Source organism: Cnuibacter physcomitrellae, assembly GCF_014640535.1.
Classification (GTDB): domain Bacteria; phylum Actinomycetota; class Actinomycetes; order Actinomycetales; family Microbacteriaceae; genus Cnuibacter; species Cnuibacter physcomitrellae.
This window is the reverse complement of sequence record NZ_BMHD01000001.1, coordinates 2,281,633-2,296,195: the sequence shown is the minus strand read 5'-3', so window position 1 is coordinate 2,296,195 and position 14,563 is coordinate 2,281,633. Positions and strand designations below refer to the sequence as shown.

The 14,563-nt window shown below is 68.7% G+C and carries 17 protein-coding genes; 13 read left to right on the top strand and 4 right to left on the bottom strand.

Annotated elements, in window-relative coordinates; all coding sequences use genetic code 11:
- Positions 1-56: 56 nt before the first annotated feature.
- Entirely contained in the window at positions 57-758 is a 702-nt protein-coding gene (locus IEX69_RS10720) for a GntR family transcriptional regulator (protein WP_085020971.1), read from the bottom strand.
- Positions 759-847: 89 nt separating this feature from the next.
- Between IEX69_RS10720 and IEX69_RS10715 the strand changes: the two genes are divergently transcribed.
- From IEX69_RS10715 to otnC, 8 genes are read left to right on the top strand one after another with little or no spacing between them, the layout of a single operon-like run.
- Positions 848-2,275 carry a CitMHS family transporter gene (locus IEX69_RS10715; RefSeq protein WP_085020970.1) on the top strand — a complete coding sequence of 476 codons (1,428 nt, stop codon included), beginning with the start codon at positions 848-850 and terminating at the stop codon, positions 2,273-2,275.
- Positions 2,276-2,288: 13 nt separating this feature from the next.
- Positions 2,289-3,326, top strand: a complete 1,038-nt coding sequence (locus tag IEX69_RS10710) for an Ldh family oxidoreductase (RefSeq protein ID WP_157127320.1) — start codon at positions 2,289-2,291, stop codon at positions 3,324-3,326.
- 52 nt (positions 3,327-3,378) lie between these two features.
- Complete coding sequence (locus tag IEX69_RS10705; RefSeq protein ID WP_085020968.1) at positions 3,379-4,479, top strand: isocitrate/isopropylmalate dehydrogenase family protein; 1,101 nt, start codon at positions 3,379-3,381, stop codon at positions 4,477-4,479.
- On the top strand, positions 4,476-5,144 hold the full coding sequence (locus IEX69_RS10700) for a hypothetical protein (RefSeq protein ID WP_085020967.1): 669 nt from the start codon (positions 4,476-4,478) through the stop codon (positions 5,142-5,144). Before IEX69_RS10705 ends, IEX69_RS10700 begins: the two co-directional genes overlap by 4 nt.
- 14 nt (positions 5,145-5,158) lie before the next feature.
- The gene (locus tag IEX69_RS10695) at positions 5,159-5,485 is read left to right on the top strand and encodes a putative quinol monooxygenase (protein ID WP_085020966.1); all 327 of its coding nucleotides are present in this window, start codon (positions 5,159-5,161) and stop codon (positions 5,483-5,485) included.
- A gap of 13 nt (positions 5,486-5,498) precedes the next feature.
- Positions 5,499-6,173, top strand: a complete 675-nt coding sequence (locus tag IEX69_RS10690; protein WP_085020965.1) for an aspartate/glutamate racemase family protein — start codon at positions 5,499-5,501, stop codon at positions 6,171-6,173.
- A complete protein-coding gene (gene otnK, locus IEX69_RS10685) occupies positions 6,170-7,429 on the top strand; it encodes a 3-oxo-tetronate kinase (protein ID WP_085020964.1) in 1,260 nt (419 codons plus the stop codon). The genes IEX69_RS10690 and otnK overlap by 4 nt, the downstream gene beginning before the upstream one ends.
- A gap of 11 nt (positions 7,430-7,440) precedes the next feature.
- Positions 7,441-8,061, top strand: a complete 621-nt coding sequence (otnC, locus tag IEX69_RS10680; protein ID WP_085020963.1) for a 3-oxo-tetronate 4-phosphate decarboxylase — start codon at positions 7,441-7,443, stop codon at positions 8,059-8,061.
- 15 nt (positions 8,062-8,076) lie between these two features.
- On the opposite strand, the gene IEX69_RS10675 is transcribed toward otnC, so the two are convergent.
- Positions 8,077-8,595, bottom strand: coding sequence for a Rossmann-fold NAD(P)-binding domain-containing protein (locus IEX69_RS10675; RefSeq protein ID WP_229756309.1), 519 nt, complete (start codon positions 8,593-8,595; stop codon positions 8,077-8,079).
- Positions 8,596-8,629: 34 nt separating this feature from the next.
- Here IEX69_RS10675 and IEX69_RS10670 point away from each other — a divergent pair, with 34 nt between their 5' ends.
- Entirely contained in the window at positions 8,630-8,929 is a 300-nt protein-coding gene (locus tag IEX69_RS10670) for an ArsR/SmtB family transcription factor (protein ID WP_085021612.1), read from the top strand.
- A gap of 115 nt (positions 8,930-9,044) precedes the next feature.
- Here IEX69_RS10670 and IEX69_RS21215 read toward each other — a convergent pair whose 3' ends face one another.
- Positions 9,045-9,182: a DUF1877 family protein gene (locus IEX69_RS21215; RefSeq protein ID WP_157127319.1), complete on the bottom strand. Its 138-nt coding sequence runs from the start codon at positions 9,180-9,182 to the stop codon at positions 9,045-9,047.
- Positions 9,183-9,188: 6 nt separating this feature from the next.
- Positions 9,189-9,533 carry a DUF1877 family protein gene (locus tag IEX69_RS10660; protein ID WP_174604534.1) on the bottom strand — a complete coding sequence of 115 codons (345 nt, stop codon included), beginning with the start codon at positions 9,531-9,533 and terminating at the stop codon, positions 9,189-9,191.
- Between the two features lie 253 nt (positions 9,534-9,786).
- On the opposite strand from IEX69_RS10660, the gene IEX69_RS10655 reads away from it, so the two are divergent.
- The 4 genes from IEX69_RS10655 (at position 9,787) to IEX69_RS10640 (ending at position 14,556) form a co-directional block, all read left to right on the top strand.
- The gene (locus IEX69_RS10655; protein ID WP_085020961.1) at positions 9,787-10,776 is read left to right on the top strand and encodes an ABC transporter substrate-binding protein; all 990 of its coding nucleotides are present in this window, start codon (positions 9,787-9,789) and stop codon (positions 10,774-10,776) included.
- Between the two features lie 167 nt (positions 10,777-10,943).
- Positions 10,944-12,506 (top strand): sugar ABC transporter ATP-binding protein, encoded by a 1,563-nt coding sequence (locus IEX69_RS10650; protein WP_085020960.1) that lies wholly within the window; start codon positions 10,944-10,946, stop codon positions 12,504-12,506.
- Positions 12,503-13,540 carry an ABC transporter permease gene (locus IEX69_RS10645; protein ID WP_085020959.1) on the top strand — a complete coding sequence of 346 codons (1,038 nt, stop codon included), beginning with the start codon at positions 12,503-12,505 and terminating at the stop codon, positions 13,538-13,540. Before IEX69_RS10650 ends, IEX69_RS10645 begins: the two co-directional genes overlap by 4 nt.
- On the top strand, positions 13,537-14,556 hold the full coding sequence (locus IEX69_RS10640; protein WP_085020958.1) for an ABC transporter permease subunit: 1,020 nt from the start codon (positions 13,537-13,539) through the stop codon (positions 14,554-14,556). Before IEX69_RS10645 ends, IEX69_RS10640 begins: the two co-directional genes overlap by 4 nt.
- Positions 14,557-14,563 lie beyond the last annotated feature (7 nt).

Below are 14,563 nucleotides of genomic sequence, written 5' to 3'. Positions count from 1 at the left end.
CTCGGTGGCAGCGCTGCGCGGCGCCCGGGCGATGCCTCCGGTTTCGAGGAGATCAGCTACGACACGAGCAACTCTGCGTCCGATGCGGTGAGGAGGTGGCGGAAGATCGCCTCCTCCACGTGGTTCAGGTGTGCGGTCATCGCATCAGCCGCGCGGTCGGGATCGCTGGAGAGGATGCTCTGGCACATCGTCAGGTGCTCGCCGATCGAGTCCCTGATCCGGCTCCGGTCGCTGTGCGCGATGTGTCGGAGGCGGGCGCTGTGCGGACGCAGGTCCGTGATCGAGCGTCGTAGGTACTCGTTCGGAGTGGAAGCGGACAGAAGGGCGTCGAACTCAGCGGTGGCGTCGGTGAACCGATCCGGAGCGCTCGCCAGGAACTCCATGGTGCTGAGCTCGGTGAACCTGTCCTGGAGCTCCTCGATCGCCGAGTGCAGTGTCTGATCGGACTCGGCTGCAGCCGCGACGAGGCGGATCGCCGCCGGCTCGAGGATCCGTCGGAACTCGAAGAGCGCCCTGGCGCTTCGGAGGGAGATCCGGGAGACGGTCGGCGCGCGTCGGGGCTCGAGCTCCACCAGCCCGTCCGCGGCGAGACGCCGGATGGCCTCACGGACAGGAGTGCGCGAAGCGCCCGTGTAGTCCACCAGGTCGATCTCGGAGAGCGTCTGTCCAGGGGCGAGCTTCGCCGTCTCGATGTCGGAGCGGAGGAGGGCATAGACGATGTCCGCCTTCCCCTGCCATCCGGAACTCGATCCGCTCATGTCACGATTGTATTTGTCAGATGGGTATACCTGCGGGTATAACTTAACCCGCGCGCTTCCTCCCCGTTCGAGACCCTGAAGGAGCAACGATGCTCGTAGTACTCGGCTTCGCGATGATCGCGGTGTTCCTGTACCTGGTGATGGCCAAACGGGCCACGCCGATGGTGACCCTGATCCTCGTGCCGATCGTCTTCGGCCTGTTCACCGGCGCGGGCCTGGGCCTGACCGACATGGTGATGGAGGCTCTGCTCAAGCTCGCACCGACGGCCGGGCTGCTGTTCTTCGCGATCATGTTCTTCGGCACCATGATCGATGTCGGCCTGTTCGACCCGCTGATCAGGTTGATCCTCCGATTCGTCGGCAACCATCCCACCCGACTCGTGGTCGGGACCGCGCTGCTGACGACGGTCGTCTCTCTGGATGGGGACGGGTCGACGACGTTCATCATCGTGACCTCGGCCTTCCTTCCGCTCTACCTCCGGCTCGGTCTCAGTCCCGTGGTGCTGACGGTGATCGCGGCCATGAGCAACGGCGTCCTCAACACCGTCCCCTGGGGCGGCTCGACCTCGCGTGCGGCAGCGGCACTCAACGTTTCACCGATCGACATCTTCGTCCCGATGGTGCCCTCAATCGTGGCGGGCCTCCTGGCGGTCCTGGTGATCGCCTACTTGATGGGACGGAGCGAGTCGAAGCGACTGGGCCGGCTCGTCCTGGCGGACTCTCCCGGATTCCTGAAGCGGGCGGACGTCGTGGACCGCGAGCTCCGCGCGAACTCCTCCGCTGCCCGGCGGGCGGGCGCCGCCGCGGCCGACGACGCGACCGGTTCGACGGTCGTGCTCACCAACAGCTTCTCCGTCGCGGTCGACGATGAGGGCAACGATCTCATGGCTCGCCCGAACGCACGCCCTCGATTGGTGTGGGTGAACCTCGTGCTCACCGTCGCGACGATGGTCGTCCTGGTCATGGACCTCACCGAGCCGGTGCTGATCTTCATGATCGCCGCTTCGATCGCGCTGGTCGTGAACTTCCCGCGCATCAAGGATCAGTCCGCGCAGATCAAGGCTCACGCATCCTCGATCATCTCCGTCGTCGGAATGGTCTTCGCGGCCTCGGTCCTGACCGGCGTCCTGTCGGGGACCGGCATGGTCGACGCGATGGCGACCTGGCTGGTCAGCATCATCCCGCCGTTCCTCGGACCGTTCATGGCGACCATCGCGGGCATCCTCAGCATCCCGCTGACCTTCATCATGACCAATGACGCGTTCTACTTCGGTGTGCTGCCGATCCTCGCGGAGACGGCGTCGCACTTCGGCATCGAGCCGGTCGAGATGGCTCGCGCCTCGCTGGTCGGCCAGGCTCTGCACCAGTCGAGTCCTCTCGTCGCCTCGTTCCTCCTCCTGATCGGGCTGGCGAACGTGAACCTGGGTGATCACGTCAAGAAGGTCATCGTCCGCGCGGTCATCGTCGCCTTGATCATGCTGGCCGTGGGAGGGCTCTTTGCCTACCCGCTCTTCTAGGCCGGATCACGCCTTGCGGCTCGATGCGGCGCAGGTCATCGTCGCCGTCCGTTCGCTGCTCGAGGCTCAAGGAGTCCCCTCGGGCGACGCGGAGCTGATCGCCGACAGTCTCGTCGCCGCAGACCTGTGGGGTCACCAGTCCCACGGCGTCCTCCGCCTCCCGTGGTACATCGACCGGTTGCGCGCCGGCAGCATGACGGCGCGGACCGAGCCGGCGATCGTCAGCGACACCGGCCCACTCCTGGTCATGGACGGGAGGGACGGCATCGGGCAGGTCCTCGCCGAGCGTGCGAGGACGGAGGCCGTCCGGCGCGCCCACGAGTTCGGCGTGGCAGCGGTGGGTGTGCGCAACTCGAACCACTTCGGGACGGCGATGTACTTCACTCGGCGCGCCGCAGCGGAGGGGTGCGTGGGGATCCTGACCACCAACGCGTCTCCGGCGATGGCGCCCTGGGGCGGCCGAGAGAAGGCCGTCGGCACCAACCCCTGGTCCGTCGCCGCCCCATTCGGCGACCGGGTCGTCGTGGTCGACGTCGCGAACACAGCGGTGGCGCGAGGGAAGATCCACCTCGCGAAGCAGCGCGGCGACTCGATCCCGGAGACCTGGGCGCTCGGGCGCGACGGCAATCCCACATCCGATCCCGCCGAGGCCGTGGACGGCGTCATCCTGCCCATGGCGGGGCACAAGGGCTACGCCATCGCCTTCATGATGGACGTCCTGTCGGGTGCGCTCACCGGCAGCGAGGTGGGAACCGGGGTCCACGGCCCGTACGAGCCGACCGCGCGCAGCGGCGCGGGACATCTCTTCCTGGCCATCGACGTCTCCGCCGCCGGGTCGATGGCGGAGTACACCGAGCGGGTCGGGCGGATCGTCAGCGAGGTCACGAGCGTGCCTCCGGCCGAGGGCCACGCCCGCGTGCTCTACCCGGGCGAGGTCGAGGACCGTCATCGTCAGGCGGCGCTCGAGGCCGGGGGGCTCGATCTGCCGCAACGGACCATCGACGCTCTCCGACGGATCGCTCACGAGGACGGTGTCGTGCTGCCCTTCTGACCCCTCCTGCTTCCCACCTCCATCCTGTTCACGACACCCCATTGAGGACCTCATGAGAATCGCACTCCTGCCCGGTGATGACATCGGCCCCGAGATCAGTGCCGCCACCCGCCACGTGCTCGACACGGCTGACCAGGCCTTCGCGCTCGGACTCACGTTCGACGAGCACGAGGTGGGCATGGCCTCCTATCGCCGCATCGGCACCACCCTCTCGCCCGAGGTCGTCGAGGCCTGCGTCGAAGCCGACGGAGTGATCCTCGGCCCCGGGGGGATGTCTGCCTACCCGCCGGTGAGCGAAGGGGGCATCAACATCCCGGGCACCATCCGCAAGCGACTGGACCTGTACGCCAACCTGCGACCCTCTCGCCATCGACCCGGGGTCCCGCTCAGCCGCGAGGGCCTCGACGTGCTGATCGTGCGGGAGAACACCCAGGGCTTCTACGCCGATCGGAGCCTCTTCGAGGGATACGGGGAGTTCCGTCCCACCTCAGAGACCGCCCTCTCGCTCAGGGTCATCACCGCAGAGGCGTCACGGCGCATCGCGAAGGTCGCCTTCGAGCACGCCCGGCAGCGTCGCGGCTCGGTCACCATGGTCGGCAAGCGGCACGTCATGCAGGTGACCGACGGGCTCTTCATGGCCGCCGTCTCCGAGGTCGCCGCCGCGTACCCGGACGTGCGCCTCCATGAGATGGACATCGACGCCATGGCCGCCGACCTCTACCTGCGGCCCGCGAAGTTCGACGTGATCCTGACGACGAACATGTTCGGAGACATTCTCTCCAACGAGGCCGCGGCGCTGGCCGGCGGACTCGGGCTCGCCGGTGCCCTGAACGTCGGGGACGATCACGCCGCAGCCAACGCCGGGCACGGCTCCGCGCCCGACATCGCGGGGCAGGGCATCGCGAACCCCGCCAGCCTGATCATCTCCTCGGCGCTCCTGCTCGCCTGGTGGGGCGACCGCACCGGGAACAGCGCGTACTCGTCCGCTGCGCGCGCCATCGAGTCCGCCGTCGACACGGTCATCGTCGACTCCGGAACCCGCACGCGCGATCTCGGCGGTTCCGCGACGACCGATCGCTTCGCCAGCGAGGTCGCCGAGGCCGTGGTCGCATCGCGTGCCCCGCAGGCCACGACGGGCGAGCGGGACGCATGACCGCGAAGACGTCCAGTGAGCGATCGGCACACCCGCGGATCGCTCTGGTGCACGGTGTGCAGGCGGCGATGCGGCCTGCACAGGAGGCGGTGCGATCGGAGCTGGACTGCACGATCTGGAACCTCCTCGACGATCGGCTGATCGACGACGCCCTGGCCGGCGACGGGGTCACGACGGCGTTGCAGGAACGCATGCAGCATCTCATCGACAGCGCCGTGGACCGCGCTGACGCCGTCCTCATCACCTGCTCGCTGTACTCGTTCATGGCGGGGCTCCAGCCTTCCGACGGGGTTCCGGTCTTCGGGTCCGACGACGCAGCATTCGATGAGGCCGTCGGCGCGGGCCGAGGGATCACCCTGGTCTCGTCGATGCCCGCAGCCCTTCGCGACTCCGAGGAACGCCTTCTCGGTCACGCCGAGTCGAGGGGAGCGACGCTCGACGTCGCTTCCACCCTGGTCGCGGAGGTGATGCCCGCCGTGCTGGCGGCGGACTACCGGAGGGTGGCCGAGGTGATCGCCGGCACCGTTCCGCGCCAGTCGGTCATCGTGCTGGCGCAGTACTCGCTCGCCCCGGCGGCCCCGCTCCTGGCGGAGATCACCGACTCCCACGTCATCAGCCCCGCTGCAGCGGCCGCCCGGACGCTTCGCCGCCTCATCGAAGCCTGACAGAGGAGCTCCCGATGTACACCGTCTTCGTCCGTCTCCAGATCGCGCTCGAGAAGCGCGACGAGTTCGTCGCCGGCATCCGCGCAAACGCGCGGGCATCGCTGGCCGATGAACCAGGCTGCCTCCGATTCGACGTCCATCAGGACGCGACCGATCCCACCACCTTCTACTTCTACGAGATCTACGTCGACGAGGCCGCGTTCGAGACCGCGCATCGCGCTGCGCCGCACTACGCCCGTTGGCGAGAGGTGGTCGCCGCCTGCGTCGTCCCGGGGACGCAGCAGAACACCTACGCCCTTCCCCTGTTCCCGGGTGACATCCCAGAGAATCCGACCAGCTGAAGCGGAGCATGCCATGGCACACCGATCACCTCTCATCGCGCTGATCAGCGCAGTTCCCGCCTCGATCCCGCCGGTGACGGCGGCGCTTCAGGCGCACTTCCCCGAGGCGACCGTGTGGAACATCCTCGACGACCGCCTCCTCGAGGAGGCCGAAGACGAGGGTGGGCTGACACCACGACTGACCGCTCGGATGCGGCGACTGATCGATCATGCCGTGACCGAGGGCGCCGATGGCGTCCTCCTGACGTGCTCGTTGTACTCTCCTGTGGCCCGACTGGGCGCCCAGGGGACGGATGTCCCCGTGTTGGGGCCGGACGAGGCCGTCTTCGGGGCCGCGGCCGCTCGCGACCGGGACGGCGCCATCCTGGTCGTCTCCTCCGCCGCGGGGCCTCTCGCCGACTCGCTCAGGAGGATCAGAGAGGAGCTCGGCGAGGACCGCCCGGTCGAGGGGGTCGTGGCCGAAGGGGCCGTCGGAGCGTCGCGATCAGGTGACATCGATGCGCTCGTGACGAGCATCATCGACGCCATGGCGACGACGGGCACCGCGTGGGACTCCGTCGTGCTCGGCCAGTACTCGCTCGCTCCCGCGGCCCCGACCCTCGAGGACCGGCTCGGGATCCCCGTCCTGTCGGGCCCGCGGTTCGCTGTGGAGGCACTCCGCCGTGCGATCACGGGAGAGGTCCGATGATCGGCGCGATCGCAGACGACTTCACCGGCGCCACCGACATCGCTGTCGCGTTCCGCCGCGTCGGTCTCAGCGTCGGCATCCGATTCAGCCTGGAAGACGTGTCAGAGGAGCGGCACCACGAGGACGTCGTCATCGTCGCGCTCAAGACGCGCACCATCGCCCCCTCGGATGCGGTCGCCCAGTCGATGGATGCGCTGGACTGGCTTCGCGAACAAGGCGCGACGCAGATCTTCTTCAAGTACTGCTCGACCTTCGACTCCAGAGCCGACGGGAACATCGGGCCCGTCGCCGACGCCCTCGGCCGTGCGCTCGCCGCCACACGGGTCGTCTTCGTGCCGGCCTCGCCTCGTCACCTGCGCACCCAGTACATGGGGCATCTCTACGTGGACCAGAAGCTCCTCTCCGATTCCTCGATGCGAGACCATCCGCTCACCCCCATGACCGATTCGTTCCTTCCCAGGGTCCTGGCGCATCAGACCGCGCATCCCGTGGCTCTGCTCGACCACCGGGACGTGGCCCGCGGCGTGGAGAACGTGAGCCAGCGCCTCGCCGAGACGGCTCACGAGGCCGGCACCTACGTCGTCGTCGACGCCATCGACGATGCCGACCTCCTCACCATCGGTGCGGCGTGCGTCGACGACATCCTCGTGACCGGCGCTGCGGGTCTCGCCGAGGGGTGGGGAGCGGCGCACGCCGCTCGAGCCGGTGCGCGGCCAGACGCCTCTCCGGCCGGCTCCTCGCACGAGGGCTTCACGAGCGTGGTCCTCGCGGGCAGCTGCTCCGCGAGGACGCTCGAGCAGGTCGCACACATGATGCAGAAGGGACACCCCGCTCTTCAGCTCGACGCGATCACCTACCCCGACCCCGCTGAGCTCTCTGACCGCGCTCTCGCCTGGTACGGCCAGCAGGACCCGGCCTCTGCCCCGCTCATCTACTCCACCATGCCGGCCGAGGAGCTGCATCACGTGCAGGACGTGCTCGGCGCGGAGGGGGCGTCACGCATCCTCGAGGGAGCCATGGGACGCATCGCGAGCGGGCTCGTCGAACGAGGGGTGAACCGGCTCATCGTCGCCGGAGGCGAGACATCGGGCTCGGTCACCACGGCCCTCGGTGTCGTCGGCGGAGCAGTCGGACCGGAGGCGGCGCCCGGGGTGCCGTGGATCGTCACGGCCGGACCTCGGCCGCTCACGCTCCTGCTCAAGTCCGGGAACTTCGGTGATCCGCTTCTTCTCACCCGTGCAGCCACCAGCGTCTGAAAGGCCACTCGATGAAGGATTCCCACGAACGATCGGACATCGTTGCAGCCGCGCGATCCCTGTTCGGCCGGTCGCTCACCCACGGCAGCACCGGCAACATCAGCGTGCGGGTGGGGGACCACATCCTGGTCACCCCCACCGGGAGCAGCCTCGGTGCCGTGCAGGCAGAGGACCTCGCCGTCATCGATCTGCAGGGGCGGCATGTCGAGGGCCCGAAGCCCTCGAAGGAGGCATTCCTCCATGCGGCGATCCTGCGCGCACGTCCAGACGACACCGCGGTGATCCACACGCACTCCACCCACTCGGCTGCGGTCTCCTGTCTTGCCGACCTCGACGCGGCCGACGCCCTCCCGCCCCTCACCGCCTACTTCGTCATGCGCATAGGGCGGCTCCCGCTCCTCCCGTACCACGCACCGGGTGATCCCTCGCTGGAACAGCTCGCGGAGCGCACGGCCGTCGATCATCGAGCTCAGCTGCTCAGCAATCACGGCCCGGTCGTCGCGGGGCCTTCGCTCCAGGCTGCTCTGGATGGACTGGAGGAGATCGAGGAGACCGCCAAGTTGTTCCTGCTCCTCCAGGGGTACCCCGTCCGCCCGCTCTCCGAGAAGGAGGCCGCTGCTCTCCGCGCCTGAGAGCCGGCCCCTTCCCTACGGGATGATGCGCTGGTCGCGGAGGTCCTGGAAGACGCTGAGGAACATGGCCTCGGTGTCGACGTACTCGTGGAAGCCCGCGCGGCGCGACTTCGAGGTGTCGGCGATGACGTCGTAGTCCCAGCCGAACACGAAGTCACCGAACTGCCACGACGACACCTCCCGGTAGGGCGTGCGTCGCAGCCCGTGGCGCGCCACCATCTCGTTCCACACCTCCTCCTTGTCGGCCATGACGTCGGCCAGCGACATCGGCAGGGGAGGTGCGACCTCGAGCTCGAAGAACCGGGCGATCGCAGGCCACATCGGCTCGATGGCGTCGACCACGTTGACCAGCATCGCGAGGTTGGGGGCGACGAGCTCGGTCCAGCTGGGCCGGTCCTGGTGGGCGGCATAGAAGACGTGGGTCATGTCGGTGAGCTCGGCGAGGGCGTTCGCGGTGCCCTCGCGGTCGAGAAGGTCGACGGCGACGTGCCGCACCGCACCCGCGTCGACACCGCCGCGGCGCGACAGACCCACGATGGACCAGCCCCCCTGCCGTTCGAGGTGGCTGATGAGGTTCCCCCCGACGGTGTTCAAGGCGCTCGGGCATCCGACACGGCTCGCGATCCTCGGATGGCTGAAGGATCCCGGCTCCTTCCCGCCGCAAGATCGGCCGGCCGAGGAGGTGGGCGTCTGCTTGAAGCACATCCAGGCGCGCGCGGAGGTGTCGCAGTCCACGGCCTCGCAGTTCATGGCCACGCTGCAGCGAGCCGACCTCGTCACCTGCACTCGGATCGGGCAGTGGTCCCACTACCAGCGCGACGAGGACGAGATCGCGCGCGTGAGCGCGCTGATCGGCACGTCGCTGTAGCTCGCCGACGTGGGAGGATGCCGGCGCGGTCCGTCCGGTCGGACGGCGAGCCGCCAGAGCGCATGGTCCCTGACCCAGTGGCGGCGGCAGCCGTGGGCTGGCCGCCGGATGCTGGTCAGAAGCCGACGGAGAACACCACGTGCTGGCCGGAGGCGGCCGCGGCCGCGTAGAACTCGCGAAGGCGGGCGAGCCAGCTCAGCGCGTAGCTCTCTTCGTCCGGTCCATGCTCCGGGTTGCGCAGCTCGTCGGGCATCTCGGTTTACGCCGTGCGGAAGGCAGGGTCCGTGAGCGCGGCGAGGAAGGCGGCGACGTCCCTCACCTCCGCCGGCGACGAGTGCGTGACCCAGGATGCGTCGGCGTCGTGTTGCAGCGACCGCGCACCGCCGATGACCCCACGGGCGGGCCAGTCGGCGGCCGGACCCTCGGGTGCGAGCGCGCAGGCGATGGGGTCCCAGGCCTTGTCGATCTCGCCGGCGCGGCCAGAGGCGGCGACGTCCTCTTCGAGAGCGGCGAGAGCGGCCCGCAGGGCGGGGTCGTCACCGGCGGTGACCAGCACTCTCGCCGCCTCGGCGGGAGTCAGGCGGAGGTGGAGACCGCGTTGCATGAGGGTCATGCTAGCGGGGGCCGGATGCACGCCACGGTACCCGGGGTGCTGATCGACCCGCGGCCGTCGTTGTCGCATGTGAACATTCACATCCGCGCACATCCGGGAAGATCTCTTTTCCGTAACGGGCACCTGTCTTTCCGCTCGCACCTTGACAGCCGCCCAATTGTGATCGCTAACATATTCACAACTCACCCCCACGGGTTGCAATCACACCGGCGATGCGGCCGGACCGAAACAAGGAGGTTTTGGAATGAAGGCGAAGAGACTGCTCGCCGGTCTGGCGCTGGCAGGAGCCGTCGCCCTGGCGGCGACGGGATGTTCGGGGTCGGGATCCGGCGGTGCCGGGTCGACCGATGGCGCGAGCGGTGACGTCATCACCGTCGGGTTCGCGCAGACCGGGTCCGAGAGCGGATGGCGCAGCGCGAACACGGAGTCGATGAAGGAGGCGTTCTCGGCCGAGAACGGCTTCGACCTCGTGTTCAACGCGGCCGACAACAAGCCCGAGGCGCAGATCGCCGCGGTGCGCAACTTCATCAACCAGGGTGTCGACGCCATCGTGCTCGCCCCGATCGTCAGCGACGGCTGGGACGACGTGCTCAAGGAGGCGAAGGACGCCGGCATCCCGGTGATCCTCGAGGACCGCACGGTCTCCGCCCCCGACGACCTCTACGAGAGCTGGGTGGGCCTCGACTTCGAGAAGGAGGGCGAGACCGCCGGGAAGTGGGTCGCCGACAACTACGGCAAGCAGCCCACCAACCTGGTCGTCCTCGAGGGCACCACGGGCTCGTCGGCGGCGACCGACCGCGCCACCGGGTTCAACTCGGCGATCGAGGGCTCCCAGATCAAGGTGCTCGACTCGCAGACGGGCAACTTCACCCGCGCCGACGGCAAGACCGTCATGGAGGGCTTCCTCCAGAAGTACGGCTCGGAGATCAACGTCCTGTTCGCGCAGAACGACGACATGGGTCTCGGTGCTCTGGATGCGATCAAGGCCGCCGGTCTCACCCCCGGCCAGGACATCAAGATCGTCACCATCGACGCCGTCAAGGACGGCATGACCGCTCTGGCCGACGGCGAGTTCAACTACATCGTCGAGTGCAACCCGCTCCTCGGCGATCAGGTCGCCCAGGTGGTGAAGGACGTCCTCGCGGGCAAGACCGTCGACAAGCAGTACATCGTCGAGGACCAGGCGTTCGACCAGGAGCAGGCCAAGGCCGTCCTGGACAGCCGCCCCTACTGATCCCGACGCGCTCCCGCCTCGGGTGACGCCGCCGACCGCCGAGGTCGGCGCCCCTCGAACGGATGCGCCCCGCGCGAGCTGGCTCACGCAGCTCCCGCGGGGCGCATCTCCCACCGCTCGACGAGCCGCCGGCCTGCCGGACGGCTCTCACGAAGGAAGCGTCCCGCATGTTCTCCTCGCCTGCCGTCGTCGCGATGCGCGGCATCAGCATCCAGTTCCCCGGGGTCAAGGCCCTGGACGGTGTCGACTTCTCGCTCTACCCCGGCGAGGTCCACTCGCTCATGGGCGAGAACGGCGCCGGGAAGTCCACCCTCATCAAGGCGCTCACCGGCGTCTACGGCATCGACTCCGGCACGATCACCGTCGGGGGACAGGAGCGGACGTTCCGCTCCACCGCCGACGCCCAGGCGGCGGGCATCTCCACCGTGTACCAGGAGGTGAACCTGTGCCAGAACCTCACCGTCGGTGAGAACGTCATGCTCGGCAACGAGCCCCGCCGGATGGGCGGCATCGACTGGAAGCGCCTCCACCGTGAGGCAGCCGGGCACCTCGCCGAGCTGGGGCTCGACCTCGACACGCGCTCCGTGCTGTCCACGCACTCGATCGCGGTGCAGCAGCTCATCGCCATCAGCCGCTCGATGGTCGTCGACACGAGCGTGCTGGTGCTCGACGAGCCCACCTCGAGCCTCGACCGCGACGAGGTGCAGCAGCTGTTCACCGTGGTGCGGCGCCTCCGCGACCGGGGTGTGGCCATCCTCTTCGTCTCCCACTTCCTCGACCAGGTCTACGAGATCTCCGACCGCCTGACCGTGCTGCGCAACGGCAGTCTGGTCGGCGAGTACCGGGTCGGCGAGATCGACCGCGGCGCCCTCGTCGCCGCCATGATCGGTCGTGAGCTCAGCGAGCTCGACTCCCTCTCCGCCAGTGCGGGACGCGCCATCGACCGCTCCGGCATCCCGGTCCTCCGCGCCGTCGGCGTGGGCAAGAAGGGGATGCTCGAGCCCATCGACCTCGACGTCCACCCCGGAGAGGTGGTCGGCCTTGCCGGTCTGCTCGGATCCGGCCGCACCGAGCTCGCCCGTCTCATCACCGGCGCCGAGCGCGCCGACAGCGGCACCACCGAGGTGCACGGCCGGGTGGCGCGTCTGACCACTCCCCGCCACGCACTCGACCGACGGGTCGCGTTCTCGTCCGAGGACCGCAGGGGCGAGGGGATCATCGGGGACCTGACGGTCGCCGAGAACATCCTCCTCGGCGTGCAGGCCCGGCGGGGCGCGCTCCGCCGGGTGAGCAAGGCCGAGAAGGATGCCCTGGTCTCGGAGTACATGACGGCGCTGGGCGTGCGTCCGGCCGATCCCCACGCCCTCATCCGCAACCTGTCGGGCGGCAACCAGCAGAAGGTGCTGCTCGCCCGCTGGCTCGCCACGGCCCCCGAGCTGCTCGTCCTCGACGAGCCGACCAGGGGCATCGACGTCGGCGCGAAGGCCGACATCCAGCGGAAGGTCGCGGAGCTGGCCGAGAAGGGCCTCTCCGTCGTCTTCATCTCCTCCGAGCTGGAGGAGGTGCTCCGCATCGCGCAACGTGTCGCGGTGCTGCGCGACCGTCATAAGATCGGCGAGCTGACGACCGTCGACACCGACGTCGACGATCTCGTCGCCTTCATCGCCGCGGAGGACTCCCCAGCGATCGAGGACGAGGCGCTCGTCACCGAACAGGAGAAGATCGCATGAAGAGGCTGTTCTCCCACAGGCTCGTCTGGCCCATCGCAGCGCTCCTGCTGCTCATCGTCATCAACACGGTCTCGCGACCGTCGTTCCTCAGCATCACGCTGCAGAACGGCGAGCTCTACGGATCGCTGATCGACATCCTCCGCAACAGCGCCCCGCTGATGCTCGTCGCGCTCGGCATGACGATCGTGATCGCCACGCGCGGCATCGACCTGTCGGTCGGCGCGATCATGGCGGTGTCGGGCGCGGTCTCGCTCACCGTCATCGAGGGATCGAACGATCCCGGCGGCCTCGGCACCGTCGCCGTCGCGATCCTGGCCGGCGTCGGCGTCGCCCTGGTGCTCGGCGTCTGGAACGGCTTCCTGGTGTCGGTGCTCGGCATCCAGCCGATCATCGCGACCCTGGTGCTCATGCTCGCCGGTCGCGGCGTCGCGCTCCTCATCACGGGCGGCTTCATCACCACGATCAACAGCGATCCCTATCAGTTCATGGCCCAGGGCTACGTGATCGGGCTGCCGTTCGCGTTCTTCGTCTCGCTGGCCGCCATCGCCGTGGTCGCGCTGCTCGAGCGGCGCACCGCGCTCGGCATGCTCACGGAGGCCGTCGGCATCAACCCCGAGGCGAGTCGGCTCGCGGGTGTCCGCTCCCGCAGCATCGTCTGGGGCGCCTACATCGCCAGCGGCACGCTCGCGGGAATGGCCGGCATCCTCTACAGCTCGAACATCATGGCCGCGGACGCGAACTCCGCCGGCCTGTACATCGAGCTGGATGCGATCCTCGCCGTGGTGCTCGGCGGCACCTCGCTGGCGGGCGGCAAGTTCAGCATCGCGGGCACGGTGATCGGCGTCTTCACGATCCAGACGCTGAAGAGCACGATCACCTTCCTCGGAGTGCCGCCCGCGGTCAGCCCGGTGTTCATGGCCATCGCGGTCGCGATCGTCGTCCTCGCCCAGTCGCGCCGGGTGCGCGGCTGGCTCTCCTCCGCCGGCCGACTCGCCCGGCCCACGACCCGTCCCGACTCGAAGGTGCTGTCATGACCACACTCACCGCCGTCCGGCGCCCGGCCGCGCAGCGCGCGAGCCTCGGCCGACGCTTCCTCGCCCGTCACGTCGCCTGGGTGCCGGTCTTCGCGGCGCTCGGCATCCTCCTCGTCATGATCATCGGCGCGGTGGCCTACTTCCCCAACTTCCAGCTGCCGCGCATCCTGTCGTCGATCCTGCTCGACAACGCGTACCTCCTCGTGCTCGCGGTGGGCATGACCTTCGTCATCCTCACCGGCGGCATCGACCTCTCGGTCGGCGCGGTCATGGCGTTCACCGGCATCCTGTGCGCCCGGCTCCTCGGCGACGGGGTCCCGGTCGGGGTCGCGGTGCCGTCGATGATCCTCATCGGCGCGGCCATCGGTCTGCTCATCGGCCTGCTCGTGCAGTACTTCGACGTGCAGCCGTTCATCGCGTCCCTGGTCGGGATGTTCCTCGCCCGGGGCCTGGCGTTCGTGGTCAGCCTCGAGTCGATCAAGGTCGAGGACGGCGGGCTGCTCTGGCTGCAGTCGACCCGCTTCTCCTTCGCGGGCTGGTACATCACGCCGACCGGGATCATCGCACTGCTGTCCGTCGCGATCGCCGCGATCGTGCTGCGCTACACGCGCTTCGGGCGCACGATCTACGCGGTCGGCGGCAACGAGCAGTCGGCGCGGCTCATGGGTCTGGCGGTCGTGCGGACGAAGCTGATCGCCTACGTCATCAGCGGCGTCTGCGCGGGACTGGCCGGCATCATCCTCACCGCCTACTCGGGTGCGGGCTATCCGCTGAACGGCATGGGGACCGAGCTCGACACCATCGCTGCCGTGGTCATCGGAGGCACCCTGCTCACCGGCGGGAGCGGCTTCGTCCTCGGCTCGATGATCGGCGTGTTCGTGTACGGGCTGATCAAGACGATCATCTCGTTCCTCGGCGCCGAGCAGTCGTGGACGAGGATCACCGTCGGAGCCCTGCTGCTCGTGTTCGTCGTCGTGCAGCGCCTGATCGTCCGGCGGTCGGCCCGCCGCAGCTGACCTCGCG

Coding starts and splice junctions, on each gene's coding strand:
- IEX69_RS10670 (WP_085021612.1), top strand. CDS start 8,630: ATGAGGTTCCCCCCGACGGTGTTCAAGGCGCTCGGGCATCCGACACGG.
- IEX69_RS10640 (WP_085020958.1), top strand. CDS start 13,537: ATGACCACACTCACCGCCGTCCGGCGCCCGGCCGCGCAGCGCGCGAGC.
- IEX69_RS10655 (WP_085020961.1), top strand. CDS start 9,787: ATGAAGGCGAAGAGACTGCTCGCCGGTCTGGCGCTGGCAGGAGCCGTC.
- IEX69_RS10660 (WP_174604534.1), bottom strand. CDS start 9,533: ATGCAACGCGGTCTCCACCTCCGCCTGACTCCCGCCGAGGCGGCGAGA.
- otnK (WP_085020964.1), top strand. CDS start 6,170: ATGATCGGCGCGATCGCAGACGACTTCACCGGCGCCACCGACATCGCT.
- IEX69_RS10720 (WP_085020971.1), bottom strand. CDS start 758: ATGAGCGGATCGAGTTCCGGATGGCAGGGGAAGGCGGACATCGTCTAT.
- IEX69_RS10695 (WP_085020966.1), top strand. CDS start 5,159: ATGTACACCGTCTTCGTCCGTCTCCAGATCGCGCTCGAGAAGCGCGAC.
- IEX69_RS10700 (WP_085020967.1), top strand. CDS start 4,476: ATGACCGCGAAGACGTCCAGTGAGCGATCGGCACACCCGCGGATCGCT.
- IEX69_RS10645 (WP_085020959.1), top strand. CDS start 12,503: ATGAAGAGGCTGTTCTCCCACAGGCTCGTCTGGCCCATCGCAGCGCTC.
- IEX69_RS10705 (WP_085020968.1), top strand. CDS start 3,379: ATGAGAATCGCACTCCTGCCCGGTGATGACATCGGCCCCGAGATCAGT.
- IEX69_RS10715 (WP_085020970.1), top strand. CDS start 848: ATGCTCGTAGTACTCGGCTTCGCGATGATCGCGGTGTTCCTGTACCTG.
- IEX69_RS10650 (WP_085020960.1), top strand. CDS start 10,944: ATGTTCTCCTCGCCTGCCGTCGTCGCGATGCGCGGCATCAGCATCCAG.
- otnC (WP_085020963.1), top strand. CDS start 7,441: ATGAAGGATTCCCACGAACGATCGGACATCGTTGCAGCCGCGCGATCC.
- IEX69_RS21215 (WP_157127319.1), bottom strand. CDS start 9,182: ATGCCCGACGAGCTGCGCAACCCGGAGCATGGACCGGACGAAGAGAGC.
- IEX69_RS10690 (WP_085020965.1), top strand. CDS start 5,499: ATGGCACACCGATCACCTCTCATCGCGCTGATCAGCGCAGTTCCCGCC.